Origin of the sequence: Streptomyces sp. NPDC050856 (assembly GCF_040653855.1) — a bacterium.
Lineage (GTDB): Bacteria > Actinomycetota > Actinomycetes > Streptomycetales > Streptomycetaceae > Streptomyces.
Genome location: NZ_JBFAGV010000001.1, coordinates 64,205 through 86,285 on the forward strand (window position 1 = coordinate 64,205; position 22,081 = coordinate 86,285).

At 73.3% G+C, this 22,081-nt stretch carries 18 protein-coding genes and 1 pseudogene; 13 read left to right on the plus strand and 6 right to left on the minus strand.

Translation table 11 applies throughout. From position 1 onward, the window contains the following. The first annotated feature begins 137 nt into the window (after positions 1–137). A complete protein-coding gene (locus AB0H53_RS00310; RefSeq protein WP_362104764.1) occupies positions 138–1,982 on the plus strand; it encodes a phosphoenolpyruvate carboxykinase (GTP) in 1,845 nt (614 codons plus the stop codon). A 174-nt stretch (positions 1,983–2,156) separates the two neighbouring features. On the opposite strand, the gene AB0H53_RS00315 is transcribed toward AB0H53_RS00310, so the two are convergent. Together AB0H53_RS00315 and AB0H53_RS00320 are read right to left on the minus strand one after the other, a co-directional pair. Further along, positions 2,157–2,549, minus strand: coding sequence for a hypothetical protein (locus AB0H53_RS00315; protein ID WP_362104767.1), 393 nt, complete (start codon positions 2,547–2,549; stop codon positions 2,157–2,159). Positions 2,550–2,632: 83 nt separating this feature from the next. After that, entirely contained in the window at positions 2,633–3,844 is a 1,212-nt protein-coding gene (locus tag AB0H53_RS00320; protein WP_362104770.1) for a pyridoxal phosphate-dependent aminotransferase, read from the minus strand. Between the two features lie 110 nt (positions 3,845–3,954). On the opposite strand from AB0H53_RS00320, the pseudogene AB0H53_RS00325 reads away from it, so the two are divergent. From AB0H53_RS00325 to mptB, 3 genes and pseudogenes are all read left to right on the plus strand, one after another. After that, positions 3,955–4,725: pseudogene (locus AB0H53_RS00325) on the plus strand (SDR family oxidoreductase); the annotation flags it as partial. A gap of 301 nt (positions 4,726–5,026) precedes the next feature. Further along, entirely contained in the window at positions 5,027–5,920 is an 894-nt protein-coding gene (locus AB0H53_RS00330) for a serine protease (RefSeq protein WP_362104773.1), read from the plus strand. A gap of 37 nt (positions 5,921–5,957) precedes the next feature. Continuing rightward, a complete protein-coding gene (gene mptB, locus AB0H53_RS00335; protein ID WP_362104776.1) occupies positions 5,958–7,418 on the plus strand; it encodes a polyprenol phosphomannose-dependent alpha 1,6 mannosyltransferase MptB in 1,461 nt (486 codons plus the stop codon). A 13-nt stretch (positions 7,419–7,431) separates the two neighbouring features. On the opposite strand, the gene AB0H53_RS00340 is transcribed toward mptB, so the two are convergent. Beyond that, positions 7,432–9,045, minus strand: coding sequence for a D-aminoacylase (locus AB0H53_RS00340; RefSeq protein ID WP_362104779.1), 1,614 nt, complete (start codon positions 9,043–9,045; stop codon positions 7,432–7,434). Between the two features lie 13 nt (positions 9,046–9,058). Beyond that, positions 9,059–10,339: an alanine racemase gene (locus AB0H53_RS00345; RefSeq protein ID WP_362104782.1), complete on the minus strand. Its 1,281-nt coding sequence runs from the start codon at positions 10,337–10,339 to the stop codon at positions 9,059–9,061. Positions 10,340–10,462: 123 nt separating this feature from the next. On the opposite strand from AB0H53_RS00345, the gene AB0H53_RS00350 reads away from it, so the two are divergent. Genes AB0H53_RS00350 through AB0H53_RS00360 form a run of 3 tightly spaced genes read left to right on the plus strand, consistent with a single transcriptional unit; the run spans position 10,463 to position 12,796 of the window. Beyond that, positions 10,463–11,578 carry a sugar kinase gene (locus AB0H53_RS00350; RefSeq protein WP_362104785.1) on the plus strand — a complete coding sequence of 372 codons (1,116 nt, stop codon included), beginning with the start codon at positions 10,463–10,465 and terminating at the stop codon, positions 11,576–11,578. After that, positions 11,575–12,336, plus strand: coding sequence for an IclR family transcriptional regulator (locus tag AB0H53_RS00355; RefSeq protein WP_362104788.1), 762 nt, complete (start codon positions 11,575–11,577; stop codon positions 12,334–12,336). Before AB0H53_RS00350 ends, AB0H53_RS00355 begins: the two co-directional genes overlap by 4 nt. A 31-nt stretch (positions 12,337–12,367) precedes the next feature. Next, positions 12,368–12,796 (plus strand): RidA family protein, encoded by a 429-nt coding sequence (locus AB0H53_RS00360; RefSeq protein ID WP_362104791.1) that lies wholly within the window; start codon positions 12,368–12,370, stop codon positions 12,794–12,796. Between the two features lie 83 nt (positions 12,797–12,879). Here AB0H53_RS00360 and AB0H53_RS00365 read toward each other — a convergent pair whose 3' ends face one another. Next, complete coding sequence (locus tag AB0H53_RS00365) at positions 12,880–14,244, minus strand: M14 family metallopeptidase (RefSeq protein WP_362104793.1); 1,365 nt, start codon at positions 14,242–14,244, stop codon at positions 12,880–12,882. A 170-nt stretch (positions 14,245–14,414) separates the two neighbouring features. Between AB0H53_RS00365 and AB0H53_RS00370 the strand changes: the two genes are divergently transcribed. After that, complete coding sequence (locus AB0H53_RS00370; protein WP_362104796.1) at positions 14,415–15,794, plus strand: Nramp family divalent metal transporter; 1,380 nt, start codon at positions 14,415–14,417, stop codon at positions 15,792–15,794. A 348-nt stretch (positions 15,795–16,142) separates the two neighbouring features. Here the strand turns inward: AB0H53_RS00370 and AB0H53_RS00375 are convergent, their stop codons facing one another. Then, positions 16,143–17,858: a glycoside hydrolase family 18 protein gene (locus AB0H53_RS00375; RefSeq protein WP_362104799.1), complete on the minus strand. Its 1,716-nt coding sequence runs from the start codon at positions 17,856–17,858 to the stop codon at positions 16,143–16,145. 308 nt (positions 17,859–18,166) lie between these two features. Here AB0H53_RS00375 and AB0H53_RS00380 point away from each other — a divergent pair, with 308 nt between their 5' ends. The 5 genes from AB0H53_RS00380 (at position 18,167) to AB0H53_RS00400 (ending at position 21,902) form a co-directional block, all read left to right on the plus strand. Beyond that, complete coding sequence (locus tag AB0H53_RS00380) at positions 18,167–19,060, plus strand: hypothetical protein (protein ID WP_362104801.1); 894 nt, start codon at positions 18,167–18,169, stop codon at positions 19,058–19,060. 64 nt (positions 19,061–19,124) lie between these two features. Continuing rightward, on the plus strand, positions 19,125–19,847 hold the full coding sequence (gene cpaB, locus AB0H53_RS00385; RefSeq protein ID WP_362104804.1) for a Flp pilus assembly protein CpaB: 723 nt from the start codon (positions 19,125–19,127) through the stop codon (positions 19,845–19,847). Between the two features lie 7 nt (positions 19,848–19,854). Beyond that, a complete protein-coding gene (locus AB0H53_RS00390; protein ID WP_362104807.1) occupies positions 19,855–21,102 on the plus strand; it encodes an AAA family ATPase in 1,248 nt (415 codons plus the stop codon). Between the two features lie 33 nt (positions 21,103–21,135). Next, positions 21,136–21,525, plus strand: coding sequence for a TadE family protein (locus AB0H53_RS00395; RefSeq protein ID WP_362104809.1), 390 nt, complete (start codon positions 21,136–21,138; stop codon positions 21,523–21,525). Beyond that, positions 21,525–21,902 (plus strand): TadE/TadG family type IV pilus assembly protein, encoded by a 378-nt coding sequence (locus tag AB0H53_RS00400; RefSeq protein WP_362104812.1) that lies wholly within the window; start codon positions 21,525–21,527, stop codon positions 21,900–21,902. The genes AB0H53_RS00395 and AB0H53_RS00400 overlap by 1 nt, the downstream gene beginning before the upstream one ends. The last annotated feature ends 179 nt before the right edge of the window (positions 21,903–22,081 follow it).

A 22,081-nucleotide genomic window follows, 5' to 3' on the forward strand; every position in this document is an offset into this window, starting at 1 on the left:
AGAGGCCCTCTGGACATATGCGCACAGGGCATCGATGATCAGATGAGTGCGGTCGGCACCGGATGAGCGCCTACGAAGCGTCCGGGTCGCAGCCCCCACGGGGCAGACAACCTCAAACCCCTCAACAAGGAGCAATCGTGGCGCGCGGTAATGCGGCTCCCACCACCGTCCCGACCCAGCACCAGGAACTGATCGCCTGGGTCGACGAGATCGCGGCAATCACGCAGCCTGACAGTGTCGTCTGGTGTGACGGCTCCGAGGCCGAGTACGAGCGCCTGTGCGGGGAGCTCGTCGCCAAGGGCACGTTCCGCAAGCTCGACCCCACCTCGCGCCCGAACTCGTACTACGCCGCGTCCGACCCGTCCGACGTGGCGCGGGTCGAGGACCGCACCTTCATCTGCTCCGAGAAGGAGGAGGACGCGGGACCGACCAACCACTGGAAGGCCCCCGCCGAGATGCGGGACGTCTTCACCGGGGACAAGGGCATCTTCCGCGGCTCGATGAAGGGCCGCACGATGTACGTCGTGCCGTTCTGCATGGGCCCGGTCGGCTCGCCGCTGTCCGCCATCGGTGTGGAGATCACCGACTCCGCGTACGTCGCCGTCTCGATGCGCACGATGACCCGGATGGGGCAGGCCGTCCTCGACGAGCTCGGCCCGGACGGCTTCTTCGTCAAGGCCGTCCACACCCTCGGCGCCCCCCTGGAGGAGGGCCAGCAGGACGTGCCCTGGCCCTGCAACTCCACCAAGTACATCTCCCACTTCCCCGAGAGCCGTGAGATCTGGTCCTACGGCTCCGGCTACGGCGGCAACGCCCTCCTCGGCAAGAAGTGCTACGCCCTGCGCATCGCGTCCGTCATGGCCCGCGACGAGGGCTGGCTCGCCGAGCACATGCTGATCCTCAAGCTCACGCCCCCGCACGGCGAGTCGGAAACCCCCAAGTACATCGCCGCCGCCTTCCCGTCCGCCTGCGGCAAGACCAACCTGGCCATGCTGGAGCCCACCATCTCCGGCTGGACGGTCGAGACGGTCGGCGACGACATCGCCTGGATGCGGTTCGGCGAGGACGGCCGGCTGTACGCGATCAACCCCGAGGCCGGCTTCTTCGGCGTCGCGCCCGGCACCGGCGAGCACACCAACGCCAACGCCATGAAGACCCTGTGGGGCAACGCCGTCTTCACCAACGTCGCGCTCACCGACGACAACGACGTGTGGTGGGAGGGCATGACCGAGGAGACGCCGAAGCACCTCACGGACTGGAAGGGCAACGACTGGACGCCGGACTCCGGCACCCCGGCCGCCCACCCCAACGCCCGCTTCACCGTCCCCGCCTCGCAGTGCCCGATCATCGCGCCCGAGTGGGAGGACCCCCAGGGCGTGCCGATCTCGGCGATCCTCTTCGGTGGCCGCCGCGCCTCGGCCGTCCCGCTGGTGACCGAGTCCTTCGACTGGCAGCACGGTGTCTTCCTCGGCGCCAACGTGGCGTCCGAGAAGACCGCCGCCGCCGAGGGCAAGGTCGGCGAGCTGCGCCGCGACCCGTTCGCCATGCTGCCGTTCTGCGGCTACAACATGGGCGACTACATGGCCCACTGGATCAAGGTCGGCAAGGCCGCCGTCTCGCGCGGGGACGAGGCCAAGCTCCCGAAGATCTACTACGTCAACTGGTTCCGCAAGAACGACGCCGGCAAGTTCGTCTGGCCGGGCTTCGGCGAGAACAGCCGGGTCCTGAAGTGGATCGTGGAGCGCCTGGAGGGCAGGGCCGAGGGCGTCGAGACCCCCATCGGCGTCCTGCCGACCAAGGAGGCCCTGGACACCGAAGGGCTGGAGCTGCCCGACGAGGACCTGGAGTACCTGCTGAAGGTCGACGCCGACGTGTGGCGCGAGGAGGCCGCCCTGATCCCCGAGCACCTCAACACCTTCGGTGACCACACCCCGCGGGAACTGTGGGACGAGTACCACGCGCTGGTCGCCCGGCTGGGCTGACCTCGCCGACCTCGCGGCGGGTCAGGCCGACTTCCGCCCTGACCTGTGGGGTCCTTCCTGACCCGCCGCGTGCGGACCGGCCCCCGAAGCCCTCGTGGCTTCGGGGGCCGAGTGCCTTTCCGGGGATGAGTGGCGCCCGGCCCGCGCCCTGATACGGGCGCGGACCGGGGCCGTTCAGGGGGCGCCGACCGGACGGAGCGCGGCCAGGGCGGCGGTGTGGGCGTCCATGCGCTCGGCGGCCAGGATCGCGGCGGCGGTGTCGGCCCGGGAGGCGGCGACGACCAGGGCGCGGCCCGCCAGGGCGTGGGCGCGGCGGTGCAGCCCGGCCGGATCGGTGCCGGACAGGCCCGCGTGCCGGGCGGGCGGCGCGCCGCGCAGCCGGGCGACCTGCTGGGCGATCCGCTCGGCCGCGGCCTCGTCCCGCAGCTCGTCGGTGACGGCGAGCAGCGCGGCGAGGTGGCCGGCGAGCTGGATGTCCAGTTCCTCCTCGCGGGACCGGTGCGGGAACCGGCCTTCGTGGTCGTCGGCCATCCGGTGGACCGACTTGGTGCGGATCGGTTCGTACATGGTGGACGGCCTCCTGCTCTCACAACAGGAGACCATCCTAGCTTGGATTCTGTCTAAAGTTGAGCTGACTTCAAGTGAGCGGGTCAGGGCTGGCTGTAGCCGTCCAGGAAGGTGCCGATCCTGGTCACCGCGTCCGCCAGGTCCTTGGCGTTCGGGAGCGTCACGATCCGGAAGTGGTCCGGCTCGTGCCAGTTGAAGCCGGTGCCGTGCACCACCATGATCTTCTCGGCCCGCAGCAGGTCCAGCACCATCTGGCGGTCGTCCTTGATCTTGTAGACGGCCGGGTCGAGACGGGGGAACAGGTACAGCGCCCCCTTGGGCTTCACACACGTCACGCCGGGGATCCGGAGCAGCAGCTCATGGGCGACGTCCCGCTGCTCCAGCAGCCGCCCGCCCGGCTGCACCAGTGCCTCTATCGACTGCCGGCCCTGGAGCGCGGCGGCGATCGCGTGCTGCGCCGGCATGTTGGCGCACAGGCGCATGTTGGCCAGGATCGTCAGCCCCTCGATGTACGAGGAGGCGTGCGCCTTGGGGCCGCACACCGCCAGCCAGCCGCTGCGGTAGCCCGCCACCCGGTAGTTCTTCGACATCCCGTTGAAGGTCAGCACCAGCAGGTCGGGAGCGATGGCGGCGGTCGGGGTGTGCGTGACACCGTCGTAGAGGATCTTGTCGTAGATCTCGTCCGAACAGACGACCAGGTTGTGGCGGCGGGCGATCTCGGTCAGCCCCCGCAGCATCTCGTCGTCGTACACCGCGCCCGTCGGATTGTTCGGGTTGATGATGACGATGGCCTTGGTCCGGTCGGTGATCCGGCGCTCGATGTCGGCCAGGTCCGGCATCCAGTCGGCCTGCTCGTCGCAGCGGTAGTGCACCGCGGTGCCGCCCGCCAGCGACACCGACGCCGTCCACAGCGGATAGTCCGGAGCCGGTACCAGGACCTCGTCGCCGTCGTCGAGCAGCGCCTGCATCGACATCTGGATCAGTTCCGAGACGCCGTTGCCCAGGTAGATGTCCTCGACGGAGAGCGGGATGCCCTTGGTCTCGTAGTGGCTCATCACCGCGCGCCGCGCCGACAGGAGGCCCTTGGCGTCCCCGTACCCGTGGGCGTCGCCGAGGTTGCGGAGCACGTCCTCGAGGATCGCCGGCGGGCACTCGAAACCGAAGGCGGCGGGGTTGCCGGTGTTCAGCTTGAGGATGCGGTGGCCCGCGGCCTCCAGCCGCATCGCCTCCTCGAGCACCGGCCCCCGGATCTCGTAGCAGACGTTGGCGAGCTTCGTTGACTGGATGACCTGCATGTCCGCGAGCTTACGGCCGCCCCGCCCGGGGCGCCTCGTGTTATCCGCCACGTCACCCGGTCCGCACCGGCCCTCTGGCGCCCCGCGGCCGGCGCGGACATGATCGCCGCATGACGGCTTTACGGCGCTTCGACGGCTACGGCGTGATGATCACGGGCGCGGCGCGCGGCATCGGCGCGGCCACCGCCCGCCGGCTCGCCGCCGAGGGGGCGCGGGTGCTGGTCGCGGACATCGACGAGGAGCGGGCACTGCGGACGGCCGCGGCCACGCCGGGCGCGGTCGGGTACGGCTGCGACGTGGCCGACCGGGCCTCGGTGGAGGCGGCGGTGGCGCACGCGGTGTCGGTCTTCGGCGGCCTCGACGTGCTGGTCAACAACGCGTTCGCCGGCTCGCCCGAGGAGCCGCGCTTCGAGGACCAGACCGACGGGGCCTGGCAGCGGAATCTGGACATCACGCTGCTCGGCGCGTTCCGCTGCGCGCGGGCGGCCCTGCCGCACCTGGCCGTCTCGGGGCGGGGCGCGGTCGTCAACATCGGGTCGGTCAACGGCCGGCAGGACCTGGGCGGCCACGCCTACAGCGCGGCCAAGGCGGGCCTGGCCTCGCTGACCCGGACGCTCGCGGGCGACGCCGCGGGGCGCGGGGTGCGGGTGAACCAGATCGATCCGGGGACCGTCCGTACGCGTGCCTGGGCCGGCCGGGAGCGGCAGCTCGAGGCGCTGGCCGAGCGGGTCTACCCGCTGGGCCGGGTGGGCGAGCCGGAGGACATCGCGGCGGCGGTGGCGTTCCTGGCCTCGGCGGACGCGGCGTGGATCACGGGCACCACGCTGCGGGTGGACGGCGGCCTGCTGGCGGTCAACACCGGCTTCGCCCGCGCGCTGGCCGGCGATGCCGCGCCGGACGCCCCGGTGGCCACCCCGATGGGCGGTCGGGCGGACGCCGCGGTGGGCGGTCCGGTCGACGACGTGGCGGACGAAGCGGCGGCCGGGCCCGCGGGCGGTCCGGTGAGTGGCCGGGACGGCCGTCCGCCGGAGCGAGCAGAGCGGCCTTTGTGACCGGAGCGGCCTCGGTGGCCCGAGTGACCGCAGGGTCGGCTGAGTGGCCGGAAACCACTTCTTGTCCCGCTTCCCGGGGCCCCCAACAATGCGCATGACAAAGTCAGCCGCAAGAGGGGACCCCCCACCCATGAGAAAGCCGCTCGCCGGAGCGCTGCTCGCCCTCGCCCTGTTCACCGCCGGCGCCGCCCCGGCGGCCGCCGCCACCGGCCCCACCGCCGCTCCCGGCGCGACGCCCGGCACGGTGGCCCCCGCCACCGCCCCTGCCGCCCCCGCCGCACCGGCGCTCCAGGCGGTCGACTTCGCCGGCACCGTGGCCCTGAGCAACTGCTCCGGCTCCGTGGTGCGGGTGCCGGACTCCCAGCCCGACGACCCCGCCCTCGTCCTGTCCAACGGGCACTGTCTCGAGTCCGGCATGCCCGGGCCCGGCGCGGTCGTGGTGGACAAGCCCTCCAGCCGGACCTTCAGCCTGCTGAACTCCGCCGGCGGCAAGGTCGCCACCCTGCGCGCCGCCAAGATCTCGTACGCGACGATGACCGACACCGACGTCTCGCTGTACGAGCTCACCAGCACCTACGCCCAGATACAGAGCCGCTACAACATCAAGGCCCTGGAGCTGAACACCGCCCGCCCGGCACAGGGCAGCGCCATCAAGGTGGTCTCGGGTTACTGGAAGCGCATCTACAGCTGCGCGGTCGACGGGTTCGCCTACCGCCTGAAGGAAGCCAACTGGACCTTCAAGGACTCCGTCCGCTACACCGCGGCCTGCGACATCATCGGCGGCACATCGGGCTCCCCGGTGGTCGACAGCACCACCGGCAAGGTCGTCGCCGTCAACAACACCCGCAACGAGGCCGGCCAGCGCTGCACCATGAACAACCCCTGCGAGGTCGACCAGAGCGGCAATGTGACGGTGCGATCCGGCATCGGTTACGGGCAGCAGACGTACACGATCGTGCCCTGCGTCGGCATCGGCAACAAGATCGACCTCGGCCGGCCGGGGTGCGTACTGCCCAAGCCGTAGCGGGCCCCGTCCGACCCGCCCGATAGGTTGGCGGGTCATGTGGGCATGGAGCGCTGTCGGGTACCGCCATCTGGGCACGGCCGGGTCGGTCGCCGCCGCGGCGGGCGGCTGGGCCGCCGGGACGCTGCCGGCCCGCGACCCGTGGGGGATCTGGGTCCCCCACGGGTCCGCGGTGACGGTGGCGGCGGCCGTCCTGGCCCACCTGGGGCTCACCCTGCTCGTCGTCGCCTGGTGGCGCCGGCGGACCCTGCGCACCGACGTGCGCGAGAGCCTGCTCACGCTCGCCTGCTGGACGGCCCCGCTGCTCCTGGCCCCGCCGCTGTACAGCGCCGACGTCTACAGCTACATCGCCCAGGGCGCGATGGTCCTCGAAGGGCACGACGTGTACGCCGCCGGGCCCGCCGTCCTGGACCCGCACGGCCTCGGCGGCGCCGCCGCCGCGAGCGTCGGCGGTCACTGGACGGACACGCCCGCTCCCTACGGTCCGGTCTTCCTGCTCCTCGCCCAGGCCGTGACCTGGGCGACCGGCGGGACGATCGTGCCCGCCGTGCTCGGTATGCGGCTCATCGGGCTCGCCGCCCTCGCGCTCACCGTGTGGGCGCTGCGGCACCTGGCCCGGGCCAGGGGCGCGAGCGAGAGCGGGGCGCTGTGGCTGGGGGCGCTCAATCCGCTCCTGCTGGCGCACGTGATCGGCGGCGCGCACAACGACGGGCTGATGGCCGGCCTGCTGCTGGCGGGCCTGGTGCTCGCCGAGCGCGGCCGGTGGACGGCGGGCAGCGCGCTCGTCGGGCTCGCCATGATGGTCAAGTCACCGGCGGCGGTGGCGCTGCTGTTCATCGGCGTGATCGTCGCCCGGGCGGCCACCGGCCCGCTCCCCCGGCGCGTGGCCAAGGGGCTGCTCGGCCCGGGCCTGGTCGCCGGGACGGTCGCCGTCGCCGCCACGCTGCTCACGGGCACCGGCTTCGGCTGGCTCAGGACCCAGGGCGTCGCGGGCACCATCCACACCGCCCTGTCGGTCACCAGCGACCTGGGCCTCGTCCTGGGGGAGCTGGCCCACCTGCTGGCCGGCACCGATCCGGCCCAGGTCAAGGGCGCGGCGCAGGGCCTGGGGCTCGCGGCGGCGCTGGCGCTCATCGGGTACCTGGCCCTGCGCGCCCTGCGGGGGCGCGTGGATCCCGCGCACGCCCTGGGCCTGGCGCTGGTCGCGCTGGTGGCCCTCTCGCCGATGGTGCAGCCCTGGTACCTGCTGTGGGGCACGGCGGTGGTGGCCGCCACCGCCCCGGACGGGCGCGCCGGGCAGGTGCTGGCGGTGCTGTCGGCCGCGCTGGTCTACGAGACCCAGCCCTCGGGCCACACCCCCGCGTACGGCTTCGCCCTCGCGGGGGTGGCGGCCGTGCTGGGCACGTGGGCACTGCGCCGGGAGACGGCGGGCGCGGCGCCGGTGGCCGCCCCGCTGCCGGGCCCCCGGCGCGCGCGGCGCGAGACGTCGCCCAGGTGACCCGGCGGCCGGGTCAGGTCACCGGGGTGCGGCGGACCGACCGGCCCGCCAGGACGTCGGTGCGCCGTCCGTCCGCCATCACGAACCGGCCGTCGATGAGCACGTACGGGATGCCCGTCGGCAGGGTGCGCGGCGCGTCGAAGGTGGCCCCGGCCGCCACCGTGTCCGGGTCGAAGAGCACCAGGTCGGCGCGGTACCCCTCGCGGACCAGGCCCCGGTCGGGCAGGCGCAGCCGGGCGGCCGGCCGGGAGGTGAGGTGCGCGACGGCCTCCTCCAGGGTGAGCACGCCCAGCTCGCGCGTGTACCTGCCGAGGTAGTGCGGGAAGGTGCCGTACGCCCGGGGGTGCGGCTTGGCGCCCTGGAGGATGCCGTCGGAGCCCCCGGTGTGCGCCCGGTGGCGCATGATCGCCCGGACGTTCTCCTCGTGGCCGACGTGCTGGAGGACGGTGGTGCCCAGCCGGTCCTCGATCAGCAGGCGGCGGGCGGTCGCCCAGGGCGGCTCGCCGCGCAGGGCGGCCGTCCGCCGGACCGTCCGGCCGACGTGGCAGGCGAGCCGCGGGTGACCGACGCCGGATATCTCCACGGTGTCCCAGTCGACCGGCACGCCGTGGCAGCCGTCCGAGCCCACCTCTTCGAGGTGGTGGCGGATCCGCTCCGCCGTCCGCTCGTCCCGCAGCCGGGCCAGGACCGCTTCCGGCCCTCCCTCACCGGCCCAACTGGGCAGCAGCGCCACCAGCGTGGTGCAGCCGGGCGTGTAGGGGTAGCTGTCCAGCGAGACGTCCACACCCTCCGCCAGGGCCGTGTCGAGCAGCGCCAGCAGTTCCGGCGCGCGGCCCCGGTTGACGCCGAAGTTCATGGTGGCGTGGGCCAGGTGCAGGGCACAGCCCGTCTCCCGGGCCAGGCCGACCATCTCCTCGTAGGCGGCCAGGGCGCCCGCGCCGTAGGAGCGGTGGTGCGGGCAGTGGTAGCCGCCGTAGCGGGCGACGACCCGGCACAGCTCGGCGAGCTCGGAGCCGCTGGCGTACATCCCCGGGGTGTACGTCAGGCCCGACGACATGCCGACGGCGCCCTGCTCCAGGCCCTCGGCCACCAGCCGGCGCATCAGAGCCAGCTCGGCGGCGGTGGCGGGCCGGTCGTCCCAGCCCACCGCGTACATCCGCACCGTGCCCTGCGGCACCAGGTAGGCGGCGTTGACGGCGATGCCCCGCCCGCCGAAGTTCCGGTCGAGACGGTCCAGGTACCCGCCCACGCCGCGCCAGTCGAAGTCCACGTCCGAGCCGTCGCCGTTCCAGCCGGCGACGGCCGTGCGGACCTCGCCGAGGGTGCGGTCGTCGACCGGCGCGTACGACAGGCCGTCCTGGCCCAGCACTTCCAGGGTCACGCCCTGCGCGGCCTTCGCCTCGTGCGCCGGGTCGCGCAGCAGGGCCAGGTCGCTGTGGGCGTGCATGTCGATGAAGCCGGGGGACAGGGCCAGGCCGTGGGCGTCCAGGACACGCGAGCCGGACAGGGCCGGGTCGCCCTCCCGGCGCACACCGGTGATCCGCCCGCCGGTGACGCCCACGTCGGCGCGGTAGGAGGCGCCACCGGAGCCGTCCACCACCCGGACGCCGCGGATGACGAGGTCCATGACGGGCCCGCCCTCAGAAGAACGTACGGATGTAGTCGCTCACCGTGCCGTCCGCCTCGACCAGCGGGATGAGCTGCCACTTGTCGAACGAGGTGCACGGGTGCGACAGGCCCAGGCCGACCCAGTCGCCGACCTCCAGTCCGGCCCCGTCGGCGGTCTCCAGCCAGGCGTGCTGGTCCGAGAGCCGGGTGACCGTGATCCCGGTGGCCGGGCGCACCGAGCCGTCGCGCGCCGAGCGGACGGCCTGCGCCTCGGGCAGGTGCAGGTCGTACGCCGCGTCCCGCTTGCCCGCGTTGACGAACGCCTGCCCGGGCGCGGGCCGCGAGACCACCTGGGCCCACAGCCGGAAGGCGGGCCGCAGGGCGCCCTCCTGGGGCACCCGGTTGAACGGCGTCAGGTCGCGGTACTGGCCGTCGTCGTGCGACACGTACGCGCCCGAGCGCAGCAGCTTGAGCACCGGTCGGGACAGGGCGGGCAGCAGCGCGAAGACCTCGGCCACCGTGTCGAACCAGGCGCTGCCGCCCGCGCTGACCACGATCTCGTCCAGGTCCGGCGCGAACCGGCCGGCCCGGTCGAACTCCACGGCCAGCGCGGTCAGCCGGCGCAGCCACGCGCCGACGCGCTCGGGCGTGGCGTCCGGCACCTCCCCCTCGTACCCGGCGACGCCCACCAGCCGCAGGGTGGCGGTCGCCGACACGGCGTCGGCGACCGCCGCGCAGTCCGCCTCCGTCCGCGCCCCGGTGCGGGCCCCCTCGCCCGCGCCCAGCTCCACCACCACGTCCACCGGGCGGCCGGCCAGGCCGGCCAGCGCCCGGTCCATCAGCTCCACGCCCCGTACCGAGTCGACGTAGCAGACGAACCGGAACTCCGGGTCCCGCGCCAGCTCGGCGGCCAGCCAGCGCAGCGCCACCGCGTCGACCAGCTCGTTGGCCAGGAAGATCCGCCGGACGCCGTACGCCCGGTAGACCCGCGCCTGGTGCGGCACCGCGGCCGTGATGCCCCACGCGCCGTGGTCCAGCTGGCGGTCGAAGAGCTGCGGCGCCATGGAGGTCTTGCCGTGCGGGGCGAAGGCCAGGCCGTGGCGCTCGGCGTAGGTCTTGAGCAGGCGCAGGTTGTGGTCGACCGACTCGGCGGACAGCGCGAGGACCGGGGTGGTGAAGCCGCCGGTGAACAGGTTGCGGCGCTCGGCGGCCAGCTCACCGACGGTCAGGCCCTCGGCATCCGGCGGGAGCGCCTTGAAACGGTGGTCGACGCGTTCCTCCGCGAGGCGGGCGGAGGGCGGATCGGCGGCCATGGGCGCTCCTCGGGGAATCACGTTGCGTTCACTGCAACGACCGTTGCGTATATCGCTCGTGGCTGTCTAACATCCGGGCCAGCGCCGGGTCAATGGATCCGGACCGCCCGTGAGGAGCCCCGTGTGACCACCGCGACCGCAGCGGACCACGACGCGGTGGACGTCGTCTGTGTCGGTGAGTCCATGATCACCTTCCTGCCCACCCGGCCCGGACCTCTCGCCGACGTCCCCTCCTTCACCCGGGCCATCGGCGGCGCCGAGTCCAATGTCGCCTGCGCGCTCGCCGCGGCCGGGTACCGCGCCAAGTGGGTCAGCCGCGTCGGTGCCGACGGCTTCGGCGACCATCTGCTGCGGGCGGTCGCGGGCTACGGCGTCGACGTCAGCGCCGTACCCCGCGACCCGCGCCGCCCGACCGGTGTGTACTTCCGCACCGCCACCGACCGCTCCACCGACGCCCACCACGAGGTCCTCTACTACCGGGCCGGGTCCGCCGCGTCCGCCATGTCACCGGGCACCGTCCCGCACCGCGACCTGTGGTGCGGGCGGATCCTGCACCTGTCGGGCATCACCGCCGCGCTCTCCGGCGGCTGCCTCGCGCTGGCCCGGGAGCTCACCGCCCGCCGGCCGGGCCGGCCCCTGGTCTCCTTCGACGTCAACCACCGCCCCGGTCTGTGGCGCGACGCCCCGGGGCCGGCGGTGCTGCTGGACCTCGCTCGGGGCGCCGACCTCGTCTTCGTCGGCGCCGACGAGGCGGAGGAGGCGTGGGGTGTGCGCGGGCCGGCCGCGATCCGCCAGGCCCTGCCCGAGCCGGACGTGCTGGTGGTCAAACAGGGCGCGCGGGGAGCGACGGTGTACGCCCGTGGCGCGCCGACCGCGCCGGGGGCGGCGCCGACCGGCCCCCGCGCCGGGGCGGCCGGGCCGGTGCCCGGGACCGCCCGCGACCCCGGCGCGGTGGTCTTCGTGCCCGCCCCGCGGGTCGACGTGGTCGCGCCGGTGGGCGCCGGGGACGCGTTCGCCGCCGGGTTCCTCTCCGCGACCCTGCGGGGACTGGACGTGGTGCGGCGCGCCCGGCACGGCCACCTCATGGCCGCCGCCGCCCTCACCGTCGACGGCGACCTCGGCCGGCCGGCCGGCACGGCGCACGCCGACCGCCTCGCCGCCCTGGACGGCGACGCCTGGGGGACACTGCACCTCGGCCCCGGGTGGACGGGGCCGGACCAGGAGGTACGCACCCCATGAGCCAGACCGTCGACCGAGCCCTGAGCATCCTGCCGCTGCTCGCGGAGGGCCCCGCCGACCTCGGGCAGGTCGCCGGCCGGCTCGGCGTCCACAAGTCCACCGCCCTGCGCCTGCTGCGCACCCTGCACCAGCACGGCCTGGTCCACCGCCAGCAGGACCAGCGCTACCGGCTGGGCGCCCGCCTCTTCGCGCTCGCCCAGGAGGCCTTCGAGAACCTCGACGTGCGCGAGATCGCCCACCCCCACCTGGTCCGGCTCAACGAGCGCACCGGCCACACCGTGCACCTCGCGGTGCACGAGGAGGGCGAGGTGCTCTACATCGACAAGGTGGACAGCCGCTACCCCGTGCGGATGTACTCGCGGATCGGCAAGCCCGTCGCGATCACCGTGGCCGCCGTCGCCAAACTGCTCCTGGCCGACCTGCCGGAGGCCGAGCGCCGCGCGCTGGTCGAGCGGCTGGACTACCCCGCGTACACGCCCCGGTCGACGCCGAACGCCGCCGCCTTCCTGGCGGAGCTGGCGACCGTACGCGAACAGGGCTGGGCCACCGATCTGGGCGGCCACGAGGAGTCCATCAACTGCGTCGCCGCCCCGGTGCGCGGCGTGGACGGCCGGGTGGTCGCCGCCATGTCGGTCTCCGCGCCGAACGTCGTCGTCACCGCCGAGGAACTGCTCGCCCTGCTCCCGCTGGTCCGCCGCACCGCCGACGCCATCAGCCGGGACTACTCCGGATCCACTCCGGCGAAGGACACACCATGACGGAGGAGACACCGATGACGAAGGACACGCCATGACGGAGAACACCGGGCGGACGCCGGCCGCGAAGACCGCGATCAGCCCCGCCACCCACGCCGCCCCGCCCGCCCGGTTCTCGCACGGTGTGCGGAAGGGCGACATCCTCCAGGTCGCCGGCCAGGTGGGCTTCCTCCCCGCCGTGGCGGGGGAGCCCCCGGCCGTCGCCGGGCCCACCCTGCGCGAACAGACCCTCCAGACCCTGGCCAACGTCGAGGCGGTCCTCACGGCGGGCGGCGCGAGCTGGGACGACGTGCTGATGCTGCGCGTCTACCTCACCGACACCGGTCACTTCGCCGAGCTGAACGAGATCTACGACGACTACTTCAAGGACCTGACGGTGCCGCCCGCCGCCCGCACCACGGTCTACGTCGGCCTGCCCGAGGGCCTGCTGGTCGAGATCGACGCCCTGGCGGTCCTGGACTGACGGCCGGGCGGACCGCGGGGCGGGGAGCGGGGCGGAGGGCGCCCGCAGCCGGGCGCCCTCCGCCGTGCCGTGCGCCGCCCGGCTCAGCCGGTGGCGCAGTACTGCTGTTCCTTGCCGATCGACCGGTACATGCAGTCCGCGTTCTCGATCAACTGGAGCACCGCGTCCCGGTTGCGGCTGGTCTCCCGCTCGATGACCTCGTCGGGCGGGTAGAAGCCGCCGCCCCCGGCACCGCTCGGGTACATCTCGAAGGTGTAGCCGAAGATCTTCTGAGCCCCCCACAGCCAGTCGTCGATCGACCCGTCGGTGATGTAGAGGTCGCTCGACTGCTCGGGGGTGTAGCCGTTGCTCGCGGCCATCTTGCGGCCGACCGCGGCGAAGGCGTCACGGTCGTCCTGGGTCATCCCGGGAGCCGTGTCGGAGTAGGTGTAGCCGAACGGCCACAGGACCAGCTCGCTGTAGGTGTGGAAGTCGATGCCCGCCCGGATCTGCTGCTTGCCGCCGACCACCCGGGAGCGCACGAAGTCGGCGACGACCTTCACCTCGGGGGCGGACTCGGGGGCGGAGCCCCGGTAGGTCTCCGAGCCGAACGAGCCGGAGGAGCCGCCGCAGCAGCCCCACTTGAAGTTCCAGTTGCGGTTCATGTCCGTGCCGACGGACGACGAACCGGAGTTGGGCTGGCGGTTCTTGCGCCAGCTGCGGTACGAGCCGGAGGCGATGTCGTACTCGCCGCCGTCGGGGTTGAGGTCCGGCACGATCCAGATCTCACGGTTGTTGACGGCGTTGGTGATCCGCGGGTCGGAGCCGTAGCCGGCGCCCAGCTCCCGCAGCAGGTACAGCGCCATCTCGACGGTGAGGTGCTCGCGGGCGTGCTGGTGGTGGGTGAAGAGGATCTCGGGTTCGTTCTCGTCGGTGGCCACGTTGTCGCTGACCTTGATGGCGACGATGTCCCGGCCCTGGTACGTCTTTCCGATGACGCGCCGGCTCATGAGGTGCGGGTACTGCTGGAGTCGCTGGCCGATCTCCGCGTTCATCTCGGCGTAGTTGTGGTAGCGGGCGTCGGCGGAGGGGAAGTCCATGGGGCCGGCGGCCTTGCCGCCGCTCCGGTCGGGCGGGGCGGGCAGGGCCTCCAGCTTGTGACCGAGGGCGCGCAGTTTGCGCGCCTGCTCGGCGTTGGCGCTCACCACGACCGAGTGGGAGTCGGCCTCGTCGATCGAGACGCCGGTGGCGGCGACGGCGGTACGGGCGGCGGGGGTGGCCGGCCCGTGGATCTCGTACTGCCGGACGACCTCGTCGGAGGCCGCGGCGGGGGCCGAGGCGGGGGAGACCGCGGCCGGTGCGCCGGGGGATGTCGCGGTGGCGGTGAGCGGCGCGGCGACGGCGAGGGCCAGCAGGGCCGTGAGGGTGGCGGACCGGCTGCCGGGTATACCGCGTATGCGTAGTCGCATGCTCTCTCCTGGGTGGGGGGTACCGTGCGAGGCATCCTGCGGTCCTGACATGGACCCGTCAAGGGGTGGCGTTCGGCCACCGCCGTGCCCGCACGTCCCCTTGCGCGATCACCCGCCCACCCGATTACGTGACGTCACGTCACGTGAGCTCGAGGGAAGGCGGCCGGATCATGGCAGGCACGGCACAGGACGAGGCGACGGGGAGCGGGACCGCGCCCCGCAAGGCCAGTTGGCGCCACATCGGACCCGGCATCGTCGTCGCGGCGACCGGTGTCGGCGCGGGCGACCTGGTCGCCACGCTCATCGCGGGCAGCAAGTTCGGCTACACCCTTCTGTGGGCCGCCGTCGTCGGCTGCCTGGTGAAGATCTCGCTCGCCGAGGCCGCCGGCCGCTGGCACCTGTCCACCGGCCGCACCCTCTTCGACGGCTGGCGCAGCCTGGGCACGTGGACGACCGTCTACTTCGTCGGGTACGTCGTCGTCTGGGGCTTCGTGTACGGCGCCGCCGCCATGTCCTCCAGCGCCCTGCCGCTGGCCGCCCTGTTCCCCGGCGTGATGGACCTGAAGTGGTGGGCCGTGGCCTGCGGCCTGGTGGGGCTGCTGTTCGTCTGGTACAACCGGTACGCCGTCTTCGAGAAGGTCATGACAGTCCTGGTCGGTGTGATGTTCGTGGTCACCCTCTACCTCGCCGTCCGGGTCACCCCGCACCTCGGCGACGCCGTCGCCGGCCTGGCGCCGGTGCTGCCGGACGGCTCCCTCATCTACACGCTCGGCCTGATCGGCGGCGTCGGCGGCACCATCACCCTGGCCGCCTACGGCTACTGGGTCAACGCCAAGGGCTGGACCGACACCGGCTGGATGAAGGTCATGCGACTGGACAACCGCGTCGCCTACATCACCACCGGCGTCTTCGTCGTCGCGATGCTCTTCGTCGGCGCCGAGCTGCTGCACTCCTCGGGCGTGGCCCTGGCCAAGGGCGACAAGGGGCTGCTCGACCTCTCCGGTGTCCTGGAGGACCGGTACGGGACGTTCACCAGCAAGCTGTTCCTGATCGGGTTCTTCGCGACCTCGTTCACCTCACTCATCGGCGTGTGGCACGGGGTCAGCCTGATGTTCGCGGACTTCGTCTCGCACTTCCGCCGGCGCGGTGCCGCGTCCGGCGCGGACCGGGCCTCCGGCGCGGACCGGGCGTCGGGCGCGGACCGGGCGTCCGGTGCGGACCGGGCGTCCGGTGCGGACCGGGCGTCCGGCGCCGAGGTCGCGTCCGGCGCCCGGGAGAGGTCGCTGCCGTTCCGGGCGTACCTGCTGTGGCTGACCTTCCCGCCCATCAGCCTGCTCTTCCTGGACCAGCCGTTCGGGCTGGTGATCGTCTACGGCGTGATCGGGGCCTTCTTCATGCCCTTCCTGGCGCTGACCCTGGTGTGGCTGCTCAACTCCTCCCGCACCCCGGCCGAGTGGCGCAACGGCCCGCTGAGCAACGGGGTGCTGGGCGCGGCCGGGCTGCTGTTCGTCGTGCTGTGCGTCCAGCAGGTGCGCGAACTGCCCTGGTAGGCGTCGGCCGTACGGGGCCCCCGGGCCGGTGGTCCGGGGCTCGTCGCCCACGACCGCCGCGCCGCGGTCGTGGGCGGCGCGACGGGTGCGAGCCCGCAGGCGGGCGGCCACTCCGGGGACTTCCCGTCGGCCGCCGCCGGGACCGTCCACCACGCCCCGGCGCCCCACGGCGCGGGTGGCCGTGGCGCACCAGGAGCGGGCCGCTGTACGAGTGCCGGGTGACCGCGTGCCGGAGGGCCCGGCTCCACCAGTGGCCGGTGGAACCGGGCCCCGTCCCGTACTTCTGTCTGACGGGCCGCCCGCCGGCGTCATGGGGGACAGCCGGCGGACGGCCCGGGTACCGGGGCCCTACGGCAGGTTGTGCACGTGCGGGCCGACCGCGTTGGACCAGGCGTTGCCGGCCGTCGCGTCCCAGTTCGTCGACCAGGTCATCGCCCCGCGCAGCGCCGGGTAGGTCTTCGACGGCTTGAAGGTGCCGCAGCCGGTGGCCCGGGTCAGGCAGTCCAGCGCGTTCTTCACCACCGACGGGTCGACGTATCCGCTGCCCGCCCCGCGCGGCGACGCGGGCACGCCCAGGCCGACCTGGGAGGCGTCCAGGCCGCCCTCCAGCTGGATGCAGGCGAGCGCCGTGAGGAAGTCGACGGACCCCTGCGAGTAGACCTTGCCGTCGCAGCCCAGCATCGACCCGCTGTTGTAGTACTGCATGTTGACGACCGTGAGGATGTCCTTCACGGCCAGGGCCGTCTTGAAGTACTCGGTCCCGGTCGACTGCATGTCGATGGTCTGCGGCGCCATCGTCAGCACCATGGACGGCCCGGCCTTCGCCGAGAGCTGGCGCAGCGCCCTGGTCAGGTAGGTGGAGTTGATGCCGTGCTCCAGGTCGATGTCGACCCCGCTGAAGCCGTACTCCTGCATCAGGGCGTACGCGCTGTTCGCGAAGGCGGTCGCCGACGCGTCGCTGTTGATGGTGACGTTGCCCTTCTCGCCGCCCACCGAGATGATCACCGACTTGCCGGCGGCCTTCTTCGCGGCGATGTCGGCCTTGAAGTCGGCGACCGAGGCGTAGCCGACGGCCGGGTCGAGGTTGAAGACGATCTGGCCGGGCGTGGTGGTGGAGTCGGCGAACGACACGGCGACGATGTCGTACTGCGCCGGTACGTCCCGCAGCTTCTGCACGGCGGCGCCGTTGTTGAAGTTCTGCCAGTAGCCGGTCACGGCGTGCCTGGGCACCGAGGGGCCGGGGCCGGGCGTGGTGCTCGTCCGCGCGGTCACGGCCGCCGACCTGGCGGACTCACCGGCCGCGTTGGCGGCGCTGACCTGGAAGCTGTACGAGGTGTTCGCCGCCAGCCCGGTCACGGTCGCCGAGGTGCCGCTCACCGTCTGGACCCTCGCCCCGTCCCGGTGGACGTGGTACGAGGTCGCGCCGGAGACCCCGTTCCAGTTCAGCGTGACCGACGACGCCGTCACCGTCCCGGCCGTGAGCCCGGCGGGGGTCGCGGGCACCACCGGGTCCGGGTCGCCGCCCCCGCCGCCGTCCGGCCCGAAGACCGAGACGTCGTCCGCGTGGTAGGCGGCCTGCCCGTACCAGCCGTGCGTGTAGACCGTGACCGAGGTGGTGTTCGCCCCGGTGGTGAAGCGGGTGGTCAGCTGCTTCCAGTCGGAGGAGCCGGGGGACCAGGTGGACACGTCCGTGGTCCCGGTACCGCTCGCGCCGAGGTAGGCGTACCCGCCCTGCGTCCAGGCGCTCAGCGTGTACGTCGCGTTGGGCTTGACGGCCACGGTCTGGGCGCATCTGGCGGTGTCCTGCCCGCCGGGCGCGGCCCTCAGCGCGGCGGTCCCGCCGTGCACCGGGGAGGAGACCGTGCCGGCGCCGCCGGTGCAGGTCCAGTTGGCGAGCCCGGACTCGAAACCGGCGTTCTTGGCGACGTTGACGTCGGCCGCCGCCCGGGCGGTGCCCGCGCCGCCGGTCAGCGTGAGGCCGATGCCGAGGGCGAGGGCGAGGGTCAGGGCCCCGGCCGGACCGCCGCGTCGGCGGGCGCCGGATTGCCTGGTGGTGCGGTCCACTTGCTGCCTCCGGTGGGGGAGTGGGGAGGAGGTGCTTCGAACGGGTGGCCACCGTTGTCCCGTGAGGCTGGTCCAGACCAATGGACTTGTCAAGACCTCTGCTGCGAAACGGGAGTTAACTCCTGACTCGTTCATCCCTTTTGGGCGGCGCGTGTCCGCCGGGCGCGACAGCAAGGGGTCCGAAAGCTGTTCTCTGCCTCCTGAGACGTGGATAAAGTGCGAGTGCACGAGTGAGCGCGAGGAGTAGCCAGCAGCAGTGTCTGCGGTTCGCCGGAATCCCGGCGGCCGGAGCCGAACGGGGAACCAGCGTGCCGACCGCGATTGCCGTCACCAGCGCCGATCTGGTGCTGCCGCCCACCGACCACCAGACGCCCGCCGCCGCCCTGCTGCCGTCGCCCGAAGCGCAGTCCCTGGACGCCGCGCTGGCCGCCACGCAGCTCCTGATCGAGCGGCACGGCCATGTGGTCGCGGTGTACCCGAGCTCCCTGCCCACCGCCCACGAGCGCCGGCTGCACACCGTCAGGGCCGCCCTGGAGAGCGACCGCATCGCGCTGCTCGGGGTGGACCTGCCGCCGCTCGGCGTCGCGGTGCTCGTCCGCCAGTTACGGCAGCTCTCGGTCTGCGACTTCAGTGCCGGCGTCGTCGCGTCGGCGGCCCGGCTGCTGTCCCACTACATCCACGCGGGCGCCCTGCTCAACACGGTCGCCCGGCTCGACCGGGTGCCGGTCGGCCTCAGGTCCCACGCCAAGTCCTGGGTGCCGGGCTCGCAGTTCGCCGTGCTGGCCAACCCCGAGCCGCGACTGGTCGCACTGGGCGGCGACCAGCCGCCCCCGGCGGGCCCGGAGTTCGGTACGCGGCTGCTGGTCGCCCGGGGCCAGTCGCAGTCCGACTGGGTCACCGGGACCCTGGGGCCCGCCTGGCGGGTCCAGTCGACGGAGGAAACGGCGCTGCCGGCCGACTCCCCGAAATGGTGGGGGACGCCCAAGATGGTGGAGTTCGCCGCCTTCCTGCCCGACATCTCCATCCTCTACCAGCTGGTCGCGTCCGTGCGGCGGGAGGTCTGCTCCTGGTGCGGCGTGGACCTGATAGGCGACCGTTGCGGATTCTGCTCGGCCCCGTTCGTCCCACCCGGCCGGCCCGTGCCGGGCCAGGGGATCCCCGGCACCGCGCACCCGGGTACACCGGCGCCCCACGGGCCGTGAACACCACCGCCGGGCACCCCGCCCCCCATGTCGGCCCACGTCACCCCATGAGGTTGCCCCGGTCATGAACTCACGCCAGCGCCGCGGTGTCGTCCTGCTGCTCCTGTCGGTCCTGTGCGCCGTCGGCGCGTTCGCCGGCGTGGTCTCCGTGATCAGCGAGGTGAACTCCAAGGTGGGCCCGGAGGTCGACGCGTATCGCGTGCGAACGGACGTGGCCGCCTACACCGCCCTGCAGCCCGGCCAGTTCGAGAAGATCAGAATGCCGGAGCGCTGGCTGTCCGGGAACGCCGTGACCGACCTCGCCGTGGTCAAGGACAAGATCGCCGTCACGGAGCTCAAGAAGGGCTCGCTGCTCCAGGTCGACATGGTCGCCGACCGGCCGGCCCTGGAGGCCGGACAGCAGGAGATCGCCATCATGATCGACGCGGCGACCGGAGTCGCCGGCAAGATCACCGCCGGCTCCCTGGTCAACATCTTCGCCACCTTCGGCGACGAGGGGCGCGGCAAGAACGCGGTCGCCGAGTCCCGGATCATCGTGGCCAACGCCCGGGTCATGGACGTCGGCAAGCTCACCCCGCTCGACGCCAAGAGGGACGACAGGAGAGGCGTCGGCGTCAGGGAGGCCGTACCGATCACCTTCGCGCTCAGCACCACCGACGCCCAGCGCCTGGCCTACGCCGAATCGTTCGCCGAGCACGTACGGCTCGCCCTGCTGCCCAAGAACAGCCCCACCGTGCTGCGCCCCGGGGAAGGCAGCTACACGCTCGACGAGGACAAGACCAAGTGAGGGCCGGATGACCACACGTATCCTCCCGGCCGTCGGGGATCCCGACGCCGCCCGCTCCGTCACCACCCTGCTCGGCCAGCTCCCCGACGCGGAACCGGCCGGGCCGGTCGGTGACTCGACCTCGCTGATCGACACCCTCGCGCGGCTCGCCGCCGAGTCCCTGGAGGAACTGCCCGAGGTCGTCCTGGTCCACGAACGGATCGGCCCGGTACCGGCGCTCGAACTCATCCGGGAGGTCGCCCTGCGCTTCCCGTCGGTCGGCGTCGTCCTCCTCACCGCCGACATCGGCCCCGCCCTGTACTCGGCCGCGATGGACTCCGGCGCGCGCGGCCTGGTCGGGCTGCCGCTGTCCTACGAGGAGCTGGCCCAGCGCGTCCAGTCGGCCGCCGCCTGGTCCGCCGGCGTCCGGCGCCACCTGGGCCAGGGCGGCGACGTCCTCACCGGCCCGGGCGGCCGGGTCGTCACCGTCAGCGGGGCCAAGGGCGGTGTCGGCGCCACGGTCACCGCCGTACAGCTCGCCCTCGCCGCCCGGGCGTCCGGCCTGACCGTGGCGCTCGCCGACCTCGACCTCCAGGCCGGGGACGTCGCCTCCTACCTGGACGTGCAGTTCCGGCGCTCGATCGTGGACCTCGCCGCCATCCAGGACATATCGCCCCGCGTCCTCCAGGACGCCCTGTACGCCCACCACACCGGCATCGGCCTCCTCCTCGCCCCCGGCGAGGGCGAGCGGGGTGAGGACGTCACCGACCGCTCCGTACGGCAGATCGTCAGCGCCCTGCGCAACCGCTACGAGGTCGTCGTCATCGACTGCGGCACCCAGATGAACAGCGCCAACGCCGCGGCCGTCGAGATGGCCGACACCACGCTGCTGGTCCTCACGCCCGACGTGGTCGCCGTCCGCGCCGCCAAACGCATGGTCAGGCTCTGGGACCGGCTCCAGATCCGCAAGGCGGAGGAGACGGTCACGGTGGTCAACCGGCACAACCGCAATACGGAGATCCAGCCGACGGTCGTCGAGAAGATCACCGGCACCCGGGTCGCGCGGACCTCCGTGCCCGCGAACTTCAAGGAGCTCCAGTCCGTGGTCGACGCCGGCCGGCTGCAGGACCTGGAGGCCAAGTCGGCCGTCAAACAGGCGCTGTGGGCGCTGGCCGGCGAGCTCGGCCTGGTCAGGGCGGCCACGGGCGCCGACAAGCAGGGCAGGCCGCGCGGCGACCGGGGCTCGGTCGGTCCGCGCCGCGCACGCCACAGGTAACGGGAACCCGGCAGCGAGGGGGCACGGTGCGTCATGCGACACCACAGCGGAGGAAGGACACGCCGCGCGAGCGGCCGATGGGGTGACCGGGGGCAGGCCGCCGTCGAGTTCACCGGCATGGTGCCGGTCGTCCTCGGCACCTGCGTCCTGCTGTGGCAGGCCGCGCTCGTGGGCTACACCTACTCCCTCGCGGGCAACGCCGCCGACGAGGCGGCACGGGTGGGCGCGGTGTCCGGGGCCGGTGCCTGCCAGGCCGCCGCGCAGCAGCACCTGCCGGCCGCCTGGACGGCGCAGACGTCGTGCGCCGACGGCGGGGCCGACCTGTACCGGGCGGAGGTCTCCCTGCCCGTACCGGTCCTGTTCCCCGGCTTCGACATCCCCGTGCCCGTGACCGGCGAGGCGTCGGCCGCGAGGGAGGACTGATGACTCCGCACGCGAGGCGGAGGGGCCGCGACCAGAGCGGCCAGTCGGCCGTGGAGTTCGTCGGCTGGGTCGCCCTGCTGCTGTTCGTCGCCCTCGCGGCGATCCAGCTCGGCATCGTCGCGTACGCCGCGCAGCAGGCGGGCACGGCGGCGCGGGCGGGTGCCCGGGTGGCGTCGCGGGGCGGCGACGGCGAAGCCGCCGCCTACGCCGCGATGAGCGGCTGGCTGGCCGGCCAGGCGGACGTGGAAGCCGAAGCCGGCGGTGAGTCGGCGTTCGCCCGGGTGAGCGTGGACATCCCCACGGTGCTGCCGGCGCTCGACATCGGCACCGCCGAGCGGACCGCCACCATGCCCGTCACCGACCCGCCGGACGACTGAGCCGCCGGCCCGCGCCCCGCCACCCCGGGCCCGGTCCGCGCCACCCGGTCCGGCCCGGTCCCCGCCACCCGGTCCGGCCCGGAACCGCCGGACCGCCCGGCCCGACCGCGTCACCCCGGTCCGGCCCCGAAGCGCCGAACCGCCCGACCCGAACCCGAACCGCCCGACCCGAACCCGAA